15 protein-coding genes are annotated in these 16,377 nt (G+C 74.1%); 9 read left to right on the forward strand and 6 right to left on the reverse strand.

Annotated features, from left to right (window positions below):
• Window positions 1–83: 83 nt before the first annotated feature.
• From UW392_RS01595 to UW392_RS01610, 4 genes are all read left to right on the forward strand, one after another.
• Window positions 84–1,631, forward strand: coding sequence for an SDR family NAD(P)-dependent oxidoreductase (locus UW392_RS01595; RefSeq protein ID WP_320772999.1), 1,548 nt, complete (start codon window positions 84–86; stop codon window positions 1,629–1,631).
• Between the two features lie 377 nt (window positions 1,632–2,008).
• On the forward strand, window positions 2,009–2,185 hold the full coding sequence (locus tag UW392_RS01600) for a hypothetical protein (protein WP_320773000.1): 177 nt from the start codon (window positions 2,009–2,011) through the stop codon (window positions 2,183–2,185).
• 55 nt (window positions 2,186–2,240) lie between these two features.
• The gene (locus UW392_RS01605) at window positions 2,241–2,723 is read left to right on the forward strand and encodes a GNAT family N-acetyltransferase (protein WP_320773001.1); all 483 of its coding nucleotides are present in this window, start codon (window positions 2,241–2,243) and stop codon (window positions 2,721–2,723) included.
• A gap of 365 nt (window positions 2,724–3,088) precedes the next feature.
• Complete coding sequence (locus UW392_RS01610) at window positions 3,089–6,130, forward strand: alpha-mannosidase (RefSeq protein ID WP_320773002.1); 3,042 nt, start codon at window positions 3,089–3,091, stop codon at window positions 6,128–6,130.
• Window positions 6,131–6,137: 7 nt separating this feature from the next.
• On the opposite strand, the gene UW392_RS01615 is transcribed toward UW392_RS01610, so the two are convergent.
• The gene (locus tag UW392_RS01615) at window positions 6,138–6,839 is read right to left on the reverse strand and encodes a FadR/GntR family transcriptional regulator (protein ID WP_320773003.1); all 702 of its coding nucleotides are present in this window, start codon (window positions 6,837–6,839) and stop codon (window positions 6,138–6,140) included.
• A gap of 121 nt (window positions 6,840–6,960) precedes the next feature.
• On the opposite strand from UW392_RS01615, the gene UW392_RS01620 reads away from it, so the two are divergent.
• The 4 genes from UW392_RS01620 to UW392_RS01635 are packed head-to-tail and all read left to right on the forward strand — an operon-like array spanning window position 6,961 to window position 10,947.
• A complete protein-coding gene (locus UW392_RS01620; protein WP_414495407.1) occupies window positions 6,961–8,361 on the forward strand; it encodes an L-fuconate dehydratase in 1,401 nt (466 codons plus the stop codon).
• Window positions 8,358–9,116 (forward strand): SDR family oxidoreductase, encoded by a 759-nt coding sequence (locus tag UW392_RS01625; protein WP_320773005.1) that lies wholly within the window; start codon window positions 8,358–8,360, stop codon window positions 9,114–9,116. Before UW392_RS01620 ends, UW392_RS01625 begins: the two co-directional genes overlap by 4 nt.
• Window positions 9,113–10,111, forward strand: coding sequence for an aldo/keto reductase (locus UW392_RS01630; RefSeq protein WP_320773006.1), 999 nt, complete (start codon window positions 9,113–9,115; stop codon window positions 10,109–10,111). The genes UW392_RS01625 and UW392_RS01630 overlap by 4 nt, the downstream gene beginning before the upstream one ends.
• On the forward strand, window positions 10,108–10,947 hold the full coding sequence (locus UW392_RS01635) for an amidohydrolase family protein (RefSeq protein ID WP_320773007.1): 840 nt from the start codon (window positions 10,108–10,110) through the stop codon (window positions 10,945–10,947). The genes UW392_RS01630 and UW392_RS01635 overlap by 4 nt, the downstream gene beginning before the upstream one ends.
• On the opposite strand, the gene UW392_RS01640 is transcribed toward UW392_RS01635, so the two are convergent.
• The gene (locus UW392_RS01640) at window positions 10,935–12,368 is read right to left on the reverse strand and encodes a lipase maturation factor family protein (RefSeq protein ID WP_320773008.1); all 1,434 of its coding nucleotides are present in this window, start codon (window positions 12,366–12,368) and stop codon (window positions 10,935–10,937) included. The genes UW392_RS01635 and UW392_RS01640 overlap by 13 nt on opposite strands.
• A 70-nt stretch (window positions 12,369–12,438) precedes the next feature.
• On the opposite strand from UW392_RS01640, the gene UW392_RS01645 reads away from it, so the two are divergent.
• Complete coding sequence (locus UW392_RS01645; RefSeq protein WP_320773009.1) at window positions 12,439–13,299, forward strand: Fpg/Nei family DNA glycosylase; 861 nt, start codon at window positions 12,439–12,441, stop codon at window positions 13,297–13,299.
• A gap of 29 nt (window positions 13,300–13,328) precedes the next feature.
• Here the strand turns inward: UW392_RS01645 and UW392_RS01650 are convergent, their stop codons facing one another.
• The 4 genes from UW392_RS01650 to UW392_RS01665 all read right to left on the reverse strand — a co-directional run bounded on the left by UW392_RS01650 (window position 13,329) and on the right by UW392_RS01665 (window position 16,078).
• Complete coding sequence (locus UW392_RS01650) at window positions 13,329–13,997, reverse strand: zf-HC2 domain-containing protein (protein WP_320773010.1); 669 nt, start codon at window positions 13,995–13,997, stop codon at window positions 13,329–13,331.
• A gap of 284 nt (window positions 13,998–14,281) precedes the next feature.
• The gene (locus UW392_RS01655) at window positions 14,282–14,797 is read right to left on the reverse strand and encodes a hypothetical protein (RefSeq protein WP_320773011.1); all 516 of its coding nucleotides are present in this window, start codon (window positions 14,795–14,797) and stop codon (window positions 14,282–14,284) included.
• A 138-nt stretch (window positions 14,798–14,935) separates the two neighbouring features.
• Window positions 14,936–15,481, reverse strand: coding sequence for a sigma-70 family RNA polymerase sigma factor (locus UW392_RS01660; protein WP_320773012.1), 546 nt, complete (start codon window positions 15,479–15,481; stop codon window positions 14,936–14,938).
• Between the two features lie 135 nt (window positions 15,482–15,616).
• A complete protein-coding gene (locus UW392_RS01665) occupies window positions 15,617–16,078 on the reverse strand; it encodes a universal stress protein (protein WP_320773013.1) in 462 nt (153 codons plus the stop codon).
• Window positions 16,079–16,377: the final 299 nt, after the last annotated feature.

The following is a 16,377-nucleotide window of genomic DNA, read 5'->3' on the forward strand; positions in this document are numbered from 1 at the left end:
CGGCGCGGTGCTCCGTAGAATGCCCCGTTCGAACAGCGGGCGCGGCAGGAGCGCCGCGGGTGGATCTCAGGAACGGCAGTGCGATGACGGTGACAGACGACGGCCGGGCGGTTCCGGTCGTGGACCAGGCGGCTGCCGCCGCGGGCGCGGACGGGGCGGCACCCGGCTCCGGTGACGGGGCGGCGCACGACGACGTGTCGTACGGGCCCGGTATCGACCCCGAGCGGCTCGCCGTCTGCCTGGGCGTGCTGGCGGAGCTCGACGAGCTGGACGTCGACCACCCCGACGCGGTCGCGGTGCGCCGCGCCACCTCGCACATCTACCGCACCGTCAAGCAGCGCCGCCGCCAGGAGCGCCGGGCCGCCAAGACCGCGCACGACAAGGCGGTCACCGAGGCCACCGCCACCGGCTCCGCCGAGCGCATCGACGACGAGACCGAGGGCGTCCTGCCCTCCTCCCGCACCGAGAGCGGGCAGCTCGCGGGGGTGCTCAAGCGCCCGCGCTCCTGCTACACCTGCAAGACCCGGTACGTCGAGGTCGACTACTTCTACCACCAGCTCTGCCCGGAGTGCGCCGCCGAGAACCGGGCCCGCCGCGACGCCCGCGCCGACCTCACCGGCAAGCGCGCGCTGCTCACCGGCGGCCGCGCCAAGATCGGCATGTACATAGCCCTGCGGCTGCTGCGCGACGGCGCCCGCACCACGGTCACCACGCGTTTCCCGAACGACGCGATCCGCCGCTTCAAGGCGCAGCCCGACAGCGCCGACTGGATCCACCGGCTGAAGATCGTCGGCATCGACCTGCGCGACCCGGCGCAGGTCGTCGCCCTAGCCGACTCGGTGGCCGCCGAGGGCCCGCTGGACATCCTGATCAACAACGCGGCGCAGACCGTCCGCCGCTCCCCGCAGGCCTACAGCGAGCTGGTCGCCGCCGAGTCCGCCCCGCTGCCGGCCGGTGAGCTGCCCGCCGCGGAGGTGATCGGCACGTTCGGCTCCGGCGCCGTGGCCGCGCTGCCCGTCGCCGGGGGCGGCGCGCTGACCGCCCAGGACGTCACCGACCTCGCCCTCGTCTCCGGCTCGGCGTCGCTCGCGCGCATCGCCGCCGGGACGGCGATCGACGCCGGCGGCCTGGTGCCCGACCTGCACGACACCAACAGCTGGATCCAGACCGTGGACGAGGTCACCCCGGTCGAGCTGCTGGAGGTCCAGCTGGCCAACTCGACGGCACCCTTCATCCTGATCAGCCGGCTGCGCCCGGCGATGGCGGCCTCACCGGCCCGCCGCACCTACGTCGTCAACGTCTCCGCCATGGAGGGCGTCTTCGACCGCGGTTACAAGGGCGCCGGACATCCGCACACCAACATGGCCAAGGCCGCGCTCAACATGCTCACCCGCACCAGTGCGCAGGAGATGTACGACAAGGACCGCATCCTGATGACCGCCGTCGACACGGGCTGGATCACGGACGAGCGTCCGCATCCGGACAAGGTGCGGCTCGCCGAGGCCGGCTTCCACGCCCCGCTCGACCTGGTGGACGGCGCCGCCCGGGTCTACGACCCGATCGTCCGCGGTGAGCAGGGCGAGGACCTGTACGGCGTCTTCCTGAAGGACTACGCGCCGGGCAGGTGGTGAGCACGCCGGGCAAGGGGTGAACCCGTTCGCGCGCTCCGCCGAACGGGTGACTCCGTCCTGCTGAAAAAGGTGTCGAAGCGGTGTGAGATGGGGTGAAATGGTCGGGGGGCGACTCACGACGGTAACGCGAAGTTTTCAGCCCCATCGAGCGGGGGGTCGCTCATATGGGTAATGTGGAGCGGACGGACAGCCAGATCCGGGTTCCACCCACACCCACGGTCCGTCCCGGGACAGGCCGGTCATCATGGCCTCGCCCCGCCTTCGACGACAGGCGCCACCGCGTCCGAACCGATCCCGACCCACACCCGGGCGGACGCCGGACGCACGGTCGCGGGCCGGCCCGCCCCGAGGGTGACCCGACACATAAGGAGTGCGCGGTGACACCGGAGAAGCCCCATCGCGATCAGCGCCCCGAGGAACGCACCGACCGACCCGGCCGCCGGCCGAAGGGGGAACTCGGCAGCCTGGACGTGTGGGCGAGGTCCGCCCCGATCCGTCTCGCGGGCTACGAGGACGACCTCGCCGAGCCCCACATCCTCCCGAGCGTGGACTGATCCGGCACGAGACCCGTCCGTGGCCCGGCGGCATGGGCGTGCCAGACTCGCGCCCATGCTGATCAGGGAAGCCACCGCCGGGGACTGGCCGCGCATCTGGCCGTTCTGGCACCGCATAGTCGCCGCCGGGGAGACGTACACCTGGGCCCCGGACACCCCCGAGGACGCCGCCCGCAGGCTGTGGACGGCACCTCCCAAGCGGGTGTACGTCGCCGAGGACGGGGCGGGCGCCGTGGTCGGCTCCGCCTACGTCACGCCCAACTACGGCGGGCCCGCCGCCGGCATCGCCAACGCGGGTTTCATGGTCGACCCCGACCACGGCGGCCGCGGCATCGGCCGTGCCCTCGCCGCACACGTGCTCGCCTCGGCCAAGGCCGAGGGCTACCGCGCCATGGTGTTCAACGCCGTCGTCGAGACCAACCCCGCCGTACGGCTGTGGACCTCGCTCGGTTTCACCGTCCTCGGCACCGTCCCGGACGCCTTCGACCACCCGCTCCACGGGCGGGTGGGGCTGCACGTCATGTACCGGGCCCTCTGACATCCTCTCCCCCTGAGGGGGAGATTCCCGCCTACCGCACCGTTGGAGGCCGCGGTGTCGAGTGGGTTCCTGCTTCGCTGCGCGGTGCGGGCACGGGTGCCCGTCTTACCCGCGCTCCACAGACCAGGCCCGTTCCGTGCACACAGCCGAGGTCGGAGCGGCCCCCGGATTCGCTTCACCACCGGGCTGAAGCCCGATGCACTGCGGATGGTCCCGGTAGCGGGTGACGGCGGCCGTGCCGGTCCGCGGGTGTCCGGCGCGGTTCGGGCCGCGTGGCGTGGGGGAGCTGTACCCCTTGGCGGGCGCGGTGACCCTCGCCCGCGTCCGGTACCGCCGCACTGTCCGCGACCTTACGGAGCACCCGCATGCATGACGACCGCAGCCTGGCCGAGGCCCGTCTGAAGCGCGTCCTCGACGAGCGGGTCCGCCCCGCCGTGTACCCGGAGTCCGTACCGCTGGACGTGGCCGTGTGGCACGCTCCCGGTGAGCCCGTGCCGGTCGCCGAGGGCCTCGCGGCCGAGGTCCGGCCGATCGCGGCGGGTGCCCGCTGGGGCGCCCCCTGGGGCACCAGCTGGTTCCGGGTGACCGGGAAAGTCCCGGGCGCCTGGGCCGGCCGGACCGTCGAGGCGCTCCTCGACCTCGGCTTCGACGGCAGCATGACCGGCTTCCAGTGCGAGGGACTGGTGTACCGGCCCGACGGCACCCCGGTGAAGGGCCTCCACCCGCGCAACCAGTGGGTCCGCGTCGGCGCTCCCGTCACGGGCGGCGAGGAGGTCCGCCTGCACGTCGAGGCGGCGTCCAACCCCGTGATCTTCGGCAGCCGCCCCTTCGCGCCCACCCGGCTCGGCGACAAGGAGACCGCGGGCAGCGCCCCGCTGTACCGGCTGCGGCGCATGGACCTCGCCGTGTTCGACGAGACCGTGTGGAACCTCGTGCTCGACCTGGAGGTGCTCGGCGAGCTGATGGCCGAGCTGCCGGTGGAGTCGGAGCGGCGGTGGGAGGTCCTGCGGGCGGTGGACCGGGCGGTGGACGCCCTCGACCTCCAGGACGTGAACGGCACGGCGGCCCGCGCGCGCGAGCGGCTCGCGGACGTGCTGGCGCGGCCCGCCGTCCCCTCCGCGCACCGGATCAGCGCCGTCGGCCACGCGCACATCGACTCGGCCTGGCTGTGGCCGCTGCGCGAGACGGTGCGCAAGGTGGCCCGTACGACAGCCAACATGACGGCGCTCCTCGAGGACGAGCCCGACTTCGTGTTCGCCATGTCGCAGGCCCAGCAGTGGGCGTGGGTGAAGGAGCACCGGCCCGAGGTGTGGGCGCGGGTGAAGAAGGCCGTCGCCGACGGGCGGTTCGTGCCCGCGGGCGGCATGTGGGTGGAGTCGGACACCAACATGCCGGGCTCCGAGGCGATGGCCCGGCAGTTCGTGCACGGCAAGCGGTTCTTCCTGGACGAGTTCGGCGTCGAGAACGACGAGGCCTGGCTGCCCGACACCTTCGGCTTCGCCGCCGGACTCCCGCAGATCATCCGGGCAGCCGGCTCGACCCGCCTGCTCACCCAGAAGATCTCCTGGTCACGGACGAACACGTTCCCGCACCACACCTTCCGCTGGGAGGGCATCGACGGCACCCGGATCTTCACCCACTTCCCGCCCGTCGACACCTACAACTGCACCATGCACGGCCGCGAACTCGCCCACGCCGCCCGCACCTTCCGCGAGAAGGGCCGGGCCCGGCACTCCCTCGCCCCCACCGGCCACGGCGACGGCGGTGGCGGCACGACCCGCGAGATGGTCGCGAAGGCGGCCAGGGCGCGGGACCTGGAGGGCTCGCCGACGGTCGTGTGGGAGACCCCGCGCGCCTTCTTCGACAAGGCCGAGGCGGAGTACCCGGAGCCGCCCGTGTGGGTGGGCGAGCTGTACCTCGAACTGCACCGCGCCACCCTCACCAGCCAGGCGCAGACCAAGCAGGGCAACCGGCGCAGCGAACACCTGCTCCGGGAGGCGGAGCTGTGGGCGGCCACCGCGGCCGTGCGCACCGGTTTCCCCTACCCGTACGAGGAGCTGGACCGGATCTGGAAGACGGTGCTGCTGCACCAGTTCCACGACATCCTGCCCGGCTCGTCCATCGCCTGGGTGCACCGGGAGGCCCGGCAGACGTACGCACGCCTGGCCGCTGAACTGGAGGAGATCGTCGGAGCCGCCCAGCGGGCGCTGGCCGGTGCGGGCACCGGGACGACGGAACTCGTCTTCAACGCGGCTCCGCACCCGCGGAACGGGGTGCCCGCGGGCGGTGCGGGCCCGGTGGCCCCCCGCGGAGCCACTTCCGTGGTGAGGTCACGGCCCGACGGCGGCCACGTCCTCGACAACGGTCTGCTGCGGATCGAGGTCGACGCCCGGGGCCTCGTCGTCTCGGCGTACGACCTGCGCGCCGACCGCGAGGCCGTGGCGCCGGGCGGGGCCGCGAACCTGCTCCAGCTCCACCCCGACCTGCCGAACAAGTGGGACGCGTGGGACGTGGACGAGTTCTACCGCAACACGGTCACCGACCTGACCGACGCCGAGGAGGTCGTGCCCGGCGAGGACGGCGAGTCGGTGCGGATCGTCCGCGCCTTCGGGTCCTCCCGCGTCGTCCAGGTGCTGTCGCTCGCGCCGGGGGAGCGGCGGCTGGTGATCGACACCGAGGTCGACTGGCACGAGACGGAGAAGTTCCTCAAGCTCGCCTTCCCGCTGGACGTGCACGCCGAGCGGTACGCCTCCGAGACCCAGTTCGGGCACGTCCACCGGCCCACGCACACCAACACCTCCTGGGAGGCCGCCCGCTTCGAGACCTGCGCGCACCGGTTCGTGCACGTCGAGGAGGTCGGGTGGGGCGTGGCGATCGTCGACGACTCGACGTACGGGCAGGACGTGACCCGTACGGTACGGGCCGGCGGCGGCCCCGGCGACCGGGGTACGACCACCACCGTGCGGGTGTCCCTGCTGCGCGCCCCGCGTTTCCCCGACCCCGAGACCGACCAGGGCGTGCACCGCTTCCGGCACGCGCTGGTCCCGGGCGCGGGCATCGCGGACGCGGTGCGCGAGGGGTGGCGGATCAGCCTGCCGGAGCGGCGGGTGACGGGCGGTGCCGCGGAGGTGGCCCCGCTGGTCTCCGTCGACCACGACGCGGTGGTCGTCACGGCGGTCAAGCTCGCCGACGACGGCAGCGGCGACGTGGTCGTCCGCTTCCACGAGGCGCACGGCGGCCGGGCGCGGGCCACCCTCACGGCCGGGTTCGAGGTCGCGGACGCCACGGTGACCGACCTGCTGGAACGCCCGCTCCCGGACGCCCCCGCACCGGAGGCGGACGGCGACCGGATCGCCGTACGGCTGCGGCCGTTCGAGCTGGTGACGCTGCGGCTGCGGCGCGGTTAGCCGCGGCTCAGCCGTCCAGTTGCGCGCGCAGCCACTCCTCCACCTCGCCCACGTGCGCGGCCGCCGCCGCGCGGGCCGCCTCCGGGTCGCGGGCGGCCAGGGCGCGGTGGATGGCCGCGTGCTCGCGGCGGGTGCGGGCGAAGGCGCCCTCCTCCCGGTGGCCGCGCCGGATCCGGGCGCGGAACGTGCGCGAGGACAGGCCGTCCAGGATCGCGGCCATGGTCCCGTTGCCCGCGGCCGCGGCGATCTCGCGGTGGAAGGCGAGGTCGTGGACGAGGATCTCCTCGGGGTCGTCGGTGGCGTTCATCGCCGCCAGATGCCCTTCCACCGCCGCGAGCCCCTCGTCCGTGATGCGCGCCGCGGCCAGCGCGGTCGCCGTCGACTCCAGGACGCGGCGCACCTCCAGCAGTTCGACCAGCCGGGGGCCGCGGGACAGGCCGGCCACCACGCCGAAGGTCTCCAGCAGGTCGCCGGCCTCCAGCCGGGTCACGTAGATGCCCGAGCCGTGCCGCGCCTCCAGCACCCCCAGCACCGTGAGCGCGCGGATCGCCTCGCGCATCGAACTGCGGGAGATGCCGAGCTGCGCCGCCAGCTCCCGCTCGGTCGGCAGCCGCTGCCCCGGCTCCAGCAGACCCTCGCCGATCATCGCCTTGATCCGCTCGATGGCGCGCTGCGTCACGGTGCCCTTCCGCGGGGCTGTCTCCTTCACGCCACTCCTTCGTCCACCGGGTGCGCCGCAGTTTAACCGGGGTTGTGGTCCGACCACTTAGGCCGTATCGCCGTGAGAACCGCGCCCGAGGGTGTTGTGACAGCCAAGTGGTCTGATAAGTATGCGTCAGTTCACGTCCGGCCCGTCACCCACCGAAAGGCCCGCCGTGCCTTTGACGTCCGCCCGTGTCACCGCGGTCGACACCCACGACATCCGCTTCCCGACCTCGCGCGAGCTCGACGGCTCCGACGCGATGAACCCGGACCCCGACTACTCGGCCGCGTACGTCGTGCTCCGTACGGACGCGGTCGGCGGGCCGGGGCAGCGAACCCTGGCCGGGCACGGCTTCACCTTCACCATCGGGCGCGGCAACGACGTCCAGGTCGCGGCGATCGACGCACTGCGCGGCCACGCCCTCGGCCGGTCCGTCGACGAGCTGTGCGACGACCCGGGCTCCCTCTACCGGGACCTGGTCGGGGACAGCCAGCTGCGCTGGCTCGGCCCGGAGAAGGGCGTGATGCACATGGCGATCGGCGCGGTCGTCAACGCGGTCTGGGACCTGGCCGCCCAGCGCGCCGGGAAGCCCCTGTGGCGGCTGCTGGCCGAGGCCGACCCCGAGTGGCTCGTCCGCCAGGTCGACTTCCGGTACCTCACCGACGCGCTCACCCCCGAGGAGGCGCTGGAGCTGCTGCGGCGGGGCCGCAAGGGCGCCGCGGAGCGCACCGCCCGGCTGCTCGAGCGCGGCTACCCCGCCTACACCACCTCCCCCGGCTGGCTCGGCTACAGCGACGAGAAGCTCACCCGGCTGGCCGCCCGGGCCGTCGCCGACGGCTTCACCCAGATCAAGCTGAAGGTGGGAGCCGACCTCGACGACGACGTACGGCGCTGCCGCGTGGCCCGTTCCGCGGTCGGCCCCGGTGTCCGCATCGCCGTCGACGCCAACCAGCGCTGGGACGTCGGCGAGGCGATCCGCTGGGTGCGGGCCCTAGCCGAGTTCGAGCCGTACTGGATCGAGGAGCCCACCAGCCCCGACGACGTGCTGGGCCACGCCGCGATCCGGCAGGCGGTCGCCCCCGTCAAGGTCGCCACCGGGGAACACGCCCAGAACCGCGTCGTGTTCAAGCAGCTCCTCCAGGCGGGCGCCCTGGACGTGCTGCAGATCGACGCGGCGCGCGTCGGCGGCGTCAACGAGAACCTGGCGATCCTGCTGCTCGCGGCGGAGTTCGGGGTCCCCGTCTGCCCGCACGCGGGCGGGGTCGGCCTGTGCGAACTCGTGCAGCACCTGTCCATGTTCGACTACGTGGCGCTGTCCGGGACCACCGAGGACCGGGTCGTGGAGTACGTCGACCACCTGCACGAGCACTTCACCGAGCCGGTCGTGGTCCGTGGCGGCCACTACGCGGCCCCCACCGCGCCGGGCTTCTCGGCCGCCATGCGGCCGGAGTCCGTCGCGGAGTACACGTACCCGGGCGGGACCTTCTGGGCCGCCGACGCCGAGACCCGGAAGGGGCACGCGGTATGAGCGACTTCGAGGGGCTGCGGGCCCTGGTGACGGGCGGCGCCTCCGGCATCGGGCGGGCCACCGCGGAACTGCTGGCCGCACGCGGTGCCCGGGTCGCCGTCCTCGACCTGGACCCGTCACCGGTGGGGAAGCCGCTGCTGGCGTACCGTGCCGACGTCACCGACGACACCTCGGTGCGCGGGGCGGTGGCCGCCGCCACCGCCGCGCTCGGCGGGCTGGACGTCCTGGTCAACAACGCCGGGGTCGGCGCGCAGGGCACCGTCGAGGACAACGACGACGCCGAGTGGCACCACGTCTTCGACGTCAACGTCCTCGGCATGGTCCGCACGGCCCGCGCCTGCCTGCCGCTCCTGCGCCGGTCCGCGCACGCGGCGATCGTCAACACCTGCTCGATCGCGGCCACCGCCGGCCTGCCGCAGCGCGCCCTCTACAGCGCGACGAAGGGGGCGGTGCACTCGCTCACCCTCGCCATGGCCGCCGACCACCTCCCCGAGGGCGTCCGCGTCAACTGCGTCAACCCCGGCACCGCGGACACCCCGTGGGTCGGCCGGCTGCTGGACGCGGCCGACGACCCGGCCGCCGAACGCGCCGCGCTTCAGGCCCGCCAGCCCACCGGCCGCCTGGTCACGGCCGAGGAGGTGGCGGGCGCCATCGCCTACCTGGCGAGTCCGCTGTCCGGTGCCACCACCGGCACGTCCCTCGCGGTCGACGGTGGCATGCACGGCCTGCGGCCGCGCCCGGCGGCGGCCCGGTGAACCGGCTGGGCCGCAGCCGTGTCGAGGTCAGCGCGCTCGGCTTCGGCGCCGCCGCGATCGGGGGCCTGTACACCGAGGTCGGCGAGGAGCAGGCGCGGGAGGCCGTGCGGGCCGCGTGGCAGCGGGGCGTCCGCTACTTCGACACCGCCCCGCACTACGGGCTGGGCCGGTCCGAACGCCGCCTCGGCGCGGCCCTGCGCGAGCACCCCCGCACCGCCTACACGGTCTCCACCAAGGTGGGCCGCCGCCTGGAACCCTCGGACGCCGGCGGTGACGACCTGGCCCACGGCTTCGCCGTCCCCGCCACGCACCGCCGGGTGTGGGACTTCGGCGCCGACGGCGTCCGGCGCACCCTGGAGGCCGCCCTCGAACGGCTCGGCCTGGACCGCGTGGACGTCGTCTACCTGCACGACCCCGACGACCACGCCGAACAGGCCTTCAGGGAGGGCTATCCGGCCCTGGAGCGGCTGCGCGGCGAGGGCCTGGTCGGTGCGATCGGCGCGGGCATGAACCAGACGGCGATGCTCACCCGGTTCGTCCGCGACACCGACGTCGACGTGGTGCTGTGCGCGGGCCGCTACACCCTCCTCGACCACCGGGACGCGCTGGCCGGCCTGCTGCCCGCGGCCCTGGAACGGGGCGTGTCCGTGGTCGTCGGCGGCGCCTTCAACTCGGGCCTGCTGGCGGACCCGCGGCCCGGCGCCCCGTACGACTACGCGTCCGCCCCGGCGGAACAGCTGGAGCGGGCGCTGCGCATGAAGGACCTCGCCGAACGCCACGGCACGACCCTGCGCGCCGCCGCGCTCGCCTTCCCCGCCGCCCACCCGGCCGTGGCGAGCGTGCTCGTCGGGGCCCGCTCGGCGGCCGAGGTCCGGGACTGCGCCGAGCAGTTCGCGTCCCCGGTGCCCGCGGGCCTCTGGCGGGCGCTGCGGGAAGAGGGACTGCTGGCCGAGGAGGCACCGGTACCCGCGTCCGCGTCCGAGGGGGCGTCATGAGGGTGGACGCCCACCACCACGTGTGGGACCTGTCCGTGCGCGACCAGGACTGGATCACCGGGCCGGCGCTCGCCCCGCTGCGCCGGGACTTCGGCGTCGCGGACCTCGAGCCGCTCGCCCGGGCGGCCGGGGTGGAGCGCACCGTGCTCGTCCAGACGGTCACCGTGCCGGAGGAGACACCGGAGCTCCTGGCGCTCGCGGCGGAGCACGAGCTGATCGGCGCGGTGGTCGGCTGGACCGACCTGACGAGCCCCGGCGTGACCGACGAGCTGGACCGCCTGCGCGCGCTGCCCGGCGGCCGGTACCTCAGGGGCGTCCGCCACCAGGTGCAGGGCGAGCCCGACCCGCGGTGGCTGCTGCGGGACGACGTGCTCGAAGGGCTGGCCGCCGTGGCCGCGGCCGGCCTCGTGTACGACCTGGTGGTCCTGGACCACCAGCTCCCGGCCTGCCGGGAGGCCGCCGCCGCCGTGCCCGGGCTGACCTTCGTCCTCGACCACCTGGGCAAACCGCCCGTCGCGAGCGGTCGGCTGGAACCGTGGGCGTCGTCCGTCCGTGACCTCGCCGCCCTGCCCAACACGGTCTGCAAGCTGTCGGGCCTGGTGACCGAGGCCGACCGGGACACCTGGTCGGCGGCGGAGCTGCGGCCCTACGCGGACACCGTGCTGGACGCCTTCGGGCCCGACCGGCTGATGTTCGGCTCGGACTGGCCGGTGTGCACGCTGGCCGCACCGTACGGCCGGGTCGTGGACGTCACGACGGAGCTCGTCGCGGAGCTGGACGCGCACGAGCGCGCCCGCGTCCTCGGCGGGACGGCGGCCCGCGTCTACCGCCTGTGATCCGCCGCCGGTCCGCTCAGCCGGGTGGGCGGCAGGAACTCCCGTACGTACGTCCGCTCCCAGTACGCCCCGGTGTCGCGCCGCTCCCGCCGGGTCGTGAAGCGGTAGCGGTACAGCCGGGCGCGGACGTGGCGCGGCGGGGCGTCCGGCGGGAACGGGGAGCGGCGCAGCAGCCGCAGCGTGTCCCGGTCGCCCTCCAGCAGCCGCTCCACCAGGGCCCCGAACCAGGCGCCGGCGTACCCGGGGGAGAGCGCAGCGAACCACATCAGCCAGTCGAGCCGCAGGTGGTACGGCGCGTACTGGCGCGGCCGGCGCCGCACGTCGCCCGGCTTCCCCTTGAACTCGTACTCCCGCCAGTCCCCGTCCTCCCGCGGCACCTCGTCCGCCGTCCCCTCGATCACCACCTCGTGGCGGACGCGGCTGACGCTGCCGAAGGCCCCGTAGGTGTTGACCAGGTGCAGCGGGTCGAAGGAGCGGTTCATGACCTGGCGGCGGGAGAGCATGTTGCGGACCGGCCGGTAGCTCAGGCCCACGAGGAGCGCGGCGACGGCGAGGACCACGACCTCGTACCAGAGCGGCGCCGCGGTGGGCACGTCCGCGGGCGCGGTGCCGCCGTAGTCCACCACCGGCAGGGCCAGCACGATGGTGAGCCAGTTCAGCCAGGCGAAGTTGCCCGACAGGACCAGCCACAGCTGGGTGACGGCCATCAGCGCGGCGGCGGCCGTCGCGACCGGCTGCGGGGCGAAGAGGAGGAAGGGCACGGCGAGCTGGGTGACGTGGTTGGCCGCGACCTCGACCCGGTGCAGCGGCTTCGGCAGGTGGTGGAAGAGGCGGCTCAGCGGGCCCGGCATCGGCTGGGTCTCGTGGTGGTGGTCCAGACAGGTCAGCTTCCGCCAGCACGCGTCGCCCCGCATCTTGATCAGCCCGGCGCCGAACTCCACCCGGAACAGCAGCCAGCGCAGCAGGAACAGCATCACGACCGGCGGCGCGACCTCGTCGTTGCCGAGGAACACCGCGAGGAAGCCCACCTCCAGCAGCAGGGACTCCCAGCCGAACGCGTACCAGGTCTGCCCCACGTTCATGACCGACAGGTAGAGCAGCCACGGCACCAGCCACAGCAGCATGCCGCCCCACAGCGGGAGCAGCGAGTCGGCGCCCGCGAGCAGCGCCACCGACACCGCGACGCCCGCCCACGCCCACAGCGCGAAGAAGCGGTCCGAGTAGTGCCAGTGGAAGACGCTGGGCGCCCGGCGGAAAGGGACCCGCGCCGTGAACCGGGGGACCGGCAGCATGCCGCGCTCGCCGAGAAGCGCGCGGAACTGCAGCGCCGCGCCCAGGAACGCCACGAGGTACACGGCGGCCAGCGCCCGCTGGAACACCAGCCGGCTCGTCCAGTAGTCGGGTGCGGTGAACCACTCCATGGCCGGAACCCTTCCTGACGCCATTGTGGCTCCGGATGGCGGTGTACGCACCGGGTGGCACCCTGGACGTATGCCGGAACTGCCCGAGGTCGAGGCGCTGCGGGACTTCCTGGACGAACATCTCGTCGGCCGGGAGGTCGTCCGGGTGCTGCCCGTCGCGATCAACGTCCTCAAGACGTACGACCCGCCCGTCATGGCGCTGGAGGGCCGGACGGTGACGGCGGTGCACCGGCACGGCAAGTTCCTCGACCTCGACACGGGCGGCCTGCGCCTCGTCACCCACCTCGCCCGCGCGGGCTGGCTCCAGTGGCGCGACCGCCTGCCCGACACGCCGCCGCGCCCCGGCAAGGGCCCCCTGGCGCTGCGCGTCGCCCTCGCGGGCGGTGCGGGTCTCGACCTCACCGAGGCCGGCACCCAGAAGCGGCTCGCCGTGTACGTCGTGGGGGACCCGCTCGACGTCCCCGGAGTGGCGGACCTCGGCCCCGACCCCCTCGCCGACGACTTCGACGAGCCCCGCTTCGCCGCCCTGCTCACCGGGGAGCGCCGCCGGATCAAGGGCGCCCTGCGCGACCAGGGCCTGATCGCGGGCGTCGGGAACGCCTACAGCGACGAGATCCTGCACGTCGCCAGGATGTCACCGTACAAACTGGCCGCCTCGCTGACCGAGGAGGAGGTGCACCGGCTGTACGAGGCGCTGCGCACCACCCTCGCCGAGGCCGTGGAGCGGTCGCGGGGGCTGGCCGCGGGCCGGCTGAAGTCGGAGAAGAGGAGCGGGCTGCGGGTGCACGGACGCACCGGGGAGCCCTGCCCGGTGTGCGGGGACGCCATCCGCGAGGTCGCCTTCCACGACTCCTCGCTCCAGTACTGCCCGACGTGCCAGACGGGTGGGAAGTTGCTCGCGGACCGCAGGATGTCGCGGCTGCTCAAGTAGGGCGGGGCGACGCGTGGCGCGGGAGCGGGTCAGCTCCCCGGCCGCCGCCAGGGCGAGACCAGGGTCAGCAGCCGTTCCCCGTCCGCCGTGCGCACCTCGAAGTGGTCGATGTCCCCGCGCCGCATCGCCGCCCCGCCGTGCATGCCGGCGGGGTCGCCTGCGGGGCCGGGCGCCGTCCAGGTCGCCACGGTCTCCTCCGACCCGTCCTCGCCGATCGCGAGGAGCAGGCAGGAGCGTGGCCCCGAGGCGTCCTTGACCTGGAGGTCGATCGCGCTGCCCCAGTCCCGGTCCTCGGCGCGGACCTCGGCCCACACGCCCGATCCGGTGTCGGTCGCCGCGACGGTCTCCGGCTGTCCGTCGGCCCGGGCGACGACCGCGACCGCGGGGCCGCCCACCGCGAACACCGCGACGGCGGCGACCGCGAACAGGGACCGCCGGCGCACCGTGCGCCGCCGCACGGCGACCTCGTCGAGCAGCCGGTCCAGCAGCCGCGGCCCCGGGCCCGCGAAGGGGTGCACGGCACGCGGTGTGGCCCGCCGGTACAGCATCAGCTGCCGGGCGGCGGCCCCGAACTCGGCGACCTGCACCGCGCACCGGGGGCAGGTGCCCAGGTGGTCCTCGAAGCGGAACGCGTCCACCTCGTCCAGCACGCCCAGGGCGTAGGCGCCGACGTCGCGATGACGATCCTGGGACCACATGGCAATTCCTCGGGCCGGTGTTGCGGTGGGGACAGCTTCTTGCCCCCACCGGTACGGACCCGGCCCGGGAATCATTCAAGCGCCGGACGGAATGCCGATGGTGGGATTCGGAGCCCTCCGGCCCGCGGATTGCCCCGGCCCGGAAAAAGGCCGGAACCGTGCGGGAGCCGGTCCGGGACCGCACGGAAGCCGGGCCGGGACCGGCGCCGGACCGGCCCCCGGGGCCGGACCGCCACCCGGACCGGCCCCGCCCGCACCGGCCCGGAGCCGGTGCGGGCGGAAGGTCAGAAGAGGTGGATGGCCAGGTGGCCCAGGGGCAGCCCGAGCCGCCAGGCCGGGGTCCACACCTTCGGGCCGTCGTCCTCGTCCGGAACGGGACCGTCGCCCGGTACCGCGTCCAGGTCGGGGGCGAGCAGCTCGGTCTCCCGCAGCCACCGCCAGGTCGCGACGGCCAGGTCCAGGTCCGGGGAGGAGCCGCCCGGACCGTCCGCGTCGGTGGTGAGCCGCTCCATGCGGGTCCGCACCCAGTCCTGCCAGTGCTGGTCGTACGCGGTCAGCGACAGCCAGGTCTCCAGCTGGGTGACGACCCGGATGCCGGAGAGCTCGCCGTGGGTGTCGGCGAGGAAGATGGTCAGTGCCAGGGCGTCCCGTCCGGCGCGGAACTCGAAGGACGTCGGCGGCATCAGGTCGCCGGTCCGCAGCAGCTCGTCGGCGATGTACTCGGCGTAGAACCAGGCCATGGGGACGACCAGTCCCTCGCCGCCCGGGCCGTCCGTGCTCTCTTGGCCTCTGTGCAGCATCCCTTCCTGCCTTCCTCCGTGCGTGCGCGTCGCCCGGTCCGGGCGGGGCCCCGGTCCGGAACACGGCTGAAGACAGACGATTGCTCAATCCGGGCCCCCGGCGAGGCGCTTTGCCGAGCTTTGACCCGGACGTGTGTTTCACCGCAGGTCGGCCGTATAGCCGGGAAGCACCCGGCGCAGGGCGCGCAACGCGTAGTACGCACGGGACTTGACCGTGCCCGCGGGGATGCCGAGTACCTCCGCCGCCTCCGCCACGCTCGCGCCCTGGAAGTACACCAGCACCAGCACGTCACGGTGCTCGGGAGTGAGGGTCCGCACGGCGCGCCGTACGTCGAGGGCGGCGGCGGACCGCTCGGCGTGATCGCCGCACACCCGGGCGCTCTCCAGCACCGCGTCCCCGACCTCGGCGGGTCTGGCCTGCCGCGCCCGCCGCGCGTCGATGGCGAGCCGCCGCCCCACGGTCAGCAGCCAGGGGCGTACGGAGGTGAAGTCGTCCGCGCGGAGCGCTTCGGGGTGCTGCCAGGCGCGTACGAGCGTCTCCTGCACCAGGTCCTCGGCGCGCTGCCGGTCCCCGTCGGAGAGGCGCAGCATGAGGGCGAAGAGGGGCCGGCCGTGCTCCCGCTGCAGTGCGGCCAGCTCGTGCTCGGCGGTCGTCCCGTGGGTGATCGTGGTTCCGGCCGTCATGGCCGTATGGGACCGCAGGGCTCCGGTCGGGGACAGGGCGCGGACGGCGCTCTGCGACGGACGGTCGAACGCGTCGATGAACGGTTCGGTGAACGGTTCCCTCCGGTCACCGCCCGGGGCGTCCCGCAACAGGCCCTAGGGCACCACCGTCACCGGCCAGCGTCCCGCCTTCACCAGGCGGACCGCGACGGAGCCGACGATCCGGTGGCCGGCCTGCTCGGACGCGCCCACCACGACCGCGTCCGCCGTCAGCTCGTCCGCGGCCGTCACCAGCCCGTTGTAGGGGTCGCCGCGGAACGTGTGGAACTCCCAGCGCACGTCGAAGGCGCCCCTGACCCGCTCGGTGGCCTCCCGGATCTCCGCGATCAGCTCCTCGGCGATCTCGTCGGTGACCTGGGCGACGGGTGCGCCGAACGCCGCGCCCGCCGTCGCCACCGGCTGCACGTAGACGACGGCCAGCAGCGCGTGCTGCCGCCGGGCCAGACCGGCCGCGTAGGCCGCCGCGCGGAAGGAGGGCTCGGAGCCGTCCACCCCGACGAGGATCACCTTCGGTCCGTCCGTGCCCCGTTCGAACTGGTGTGAGTGCTGCTGCGTCACGGCTGTGAGGCTATCCGAACCCGCACACCGGGGCGTACCGGGGGCGGCCGCGCTGTCATCCACGGCCGGCACGGCCACGGCGCTGCTCCCATCGGGTGCTTTCCCGGCCCGGCTCCATGTCGCTGGGGCGCGCCGGACCTCCGCTGCGCGACTGATGGTGCATGACGAAGGATCAGATGGTCACACGGCGCCGGTTGCTGACGGCCTCGGCCGCCGCCCTCGGGGCGGCCGGCGCCGCGGGCGCCGCGGCGCTGCTCACCGGCGAACGGACCCCGGTCCGGGCACCGGTGCGGGCCTCG

The organism is Streptomyces sp. CRN 30 (assembly GCF_034105845.1).

What these genes read in the sequence shown, in the direction of transcription:
- UW392_RS01595 (WP_320772999.1), top strand. Translation starts at nt 84, where the DNA reads ATGACGGTGACAGACGACGGCCGGGCGGTTCCGGTCGTGGACCAGGCG.
- UW392_RS01605 (WP_320773001.1), top strand. Translation starts at nt 2,241, where the DNA reads ATGCTGATCAGGGAAGCCACCGCCGGGGACTGGCCGCGCATCTGGCCG.
- UW392_RS01610 (WP_320773002.1), top strand. Translation starts at nt 3,089, where the DNA reads ATGCATGACGACCGCAGCCTGGCCGAGGCCCGTCTGAAGCGCGTCCTC.
- UW392_RS01620 (WP_414495407.1), top strand. Translation starts at nt 6,961, where the DNA reads ATGCGTCAGTTCACGTCCGGCCCGTCACCCACCGAAAGGCCCGCCGTG.
- UW392_RS01625 (WP_320773005.1), top strand. Translation starts at nt 8,358, where the DNA reads ATGAGCGACTTCGAGGGGCTGCGGGCCCTGGTGACGGGCGGCGCCTCC.
- UW392_RS01635 (WP_320773007.1), top strand. Translation starts at nt 10,108, where the DNA reads ATGAGGGTGGACGCCCACCACCACGTGTGGGACCTGTCCGTGCGCGAC.
- UW392_RS01640 (WP_320773008.1), bottom strand. Translation starts at nt 12,368, where the DNA reads ATGGAGTGGTTCACCGCACCCGACTACTGGACGAGCCGGCTGGTGTTC.
- UW392_RS01645 (WP_320773009.1), top strand. Translation starts at nt 12,439, where the DNA reads ATGCCGGAACTGCCCGAGGTCGAGGCGCTGCGGGACTTCCTGGACGAA.
- UW392_RS01650 (WP_320773010.1), bottom strand. Translation starts at nt 13,997, where the DNA reads ATGTGGTCCCAGGATCGTCATCGCGACGTCGGCGCCTACGCCCTGGGC.
- UW392_RS01655 (WP_320773011.1), bottom strand. Translation starts at nt 14,797, where the DNA reads ATGCTGCACAGAGGCCAAGAGAGCACGGACGGCCCGGGCGGCGAGGGA.
- UW392_RS01660 (WP_320773012.1), bottom strand. Translation starts at nt 15,481, where the DNA reads ATGACGGCCGGAACCACGATCACCCACGGGACGACCGCCGAGCACGAG.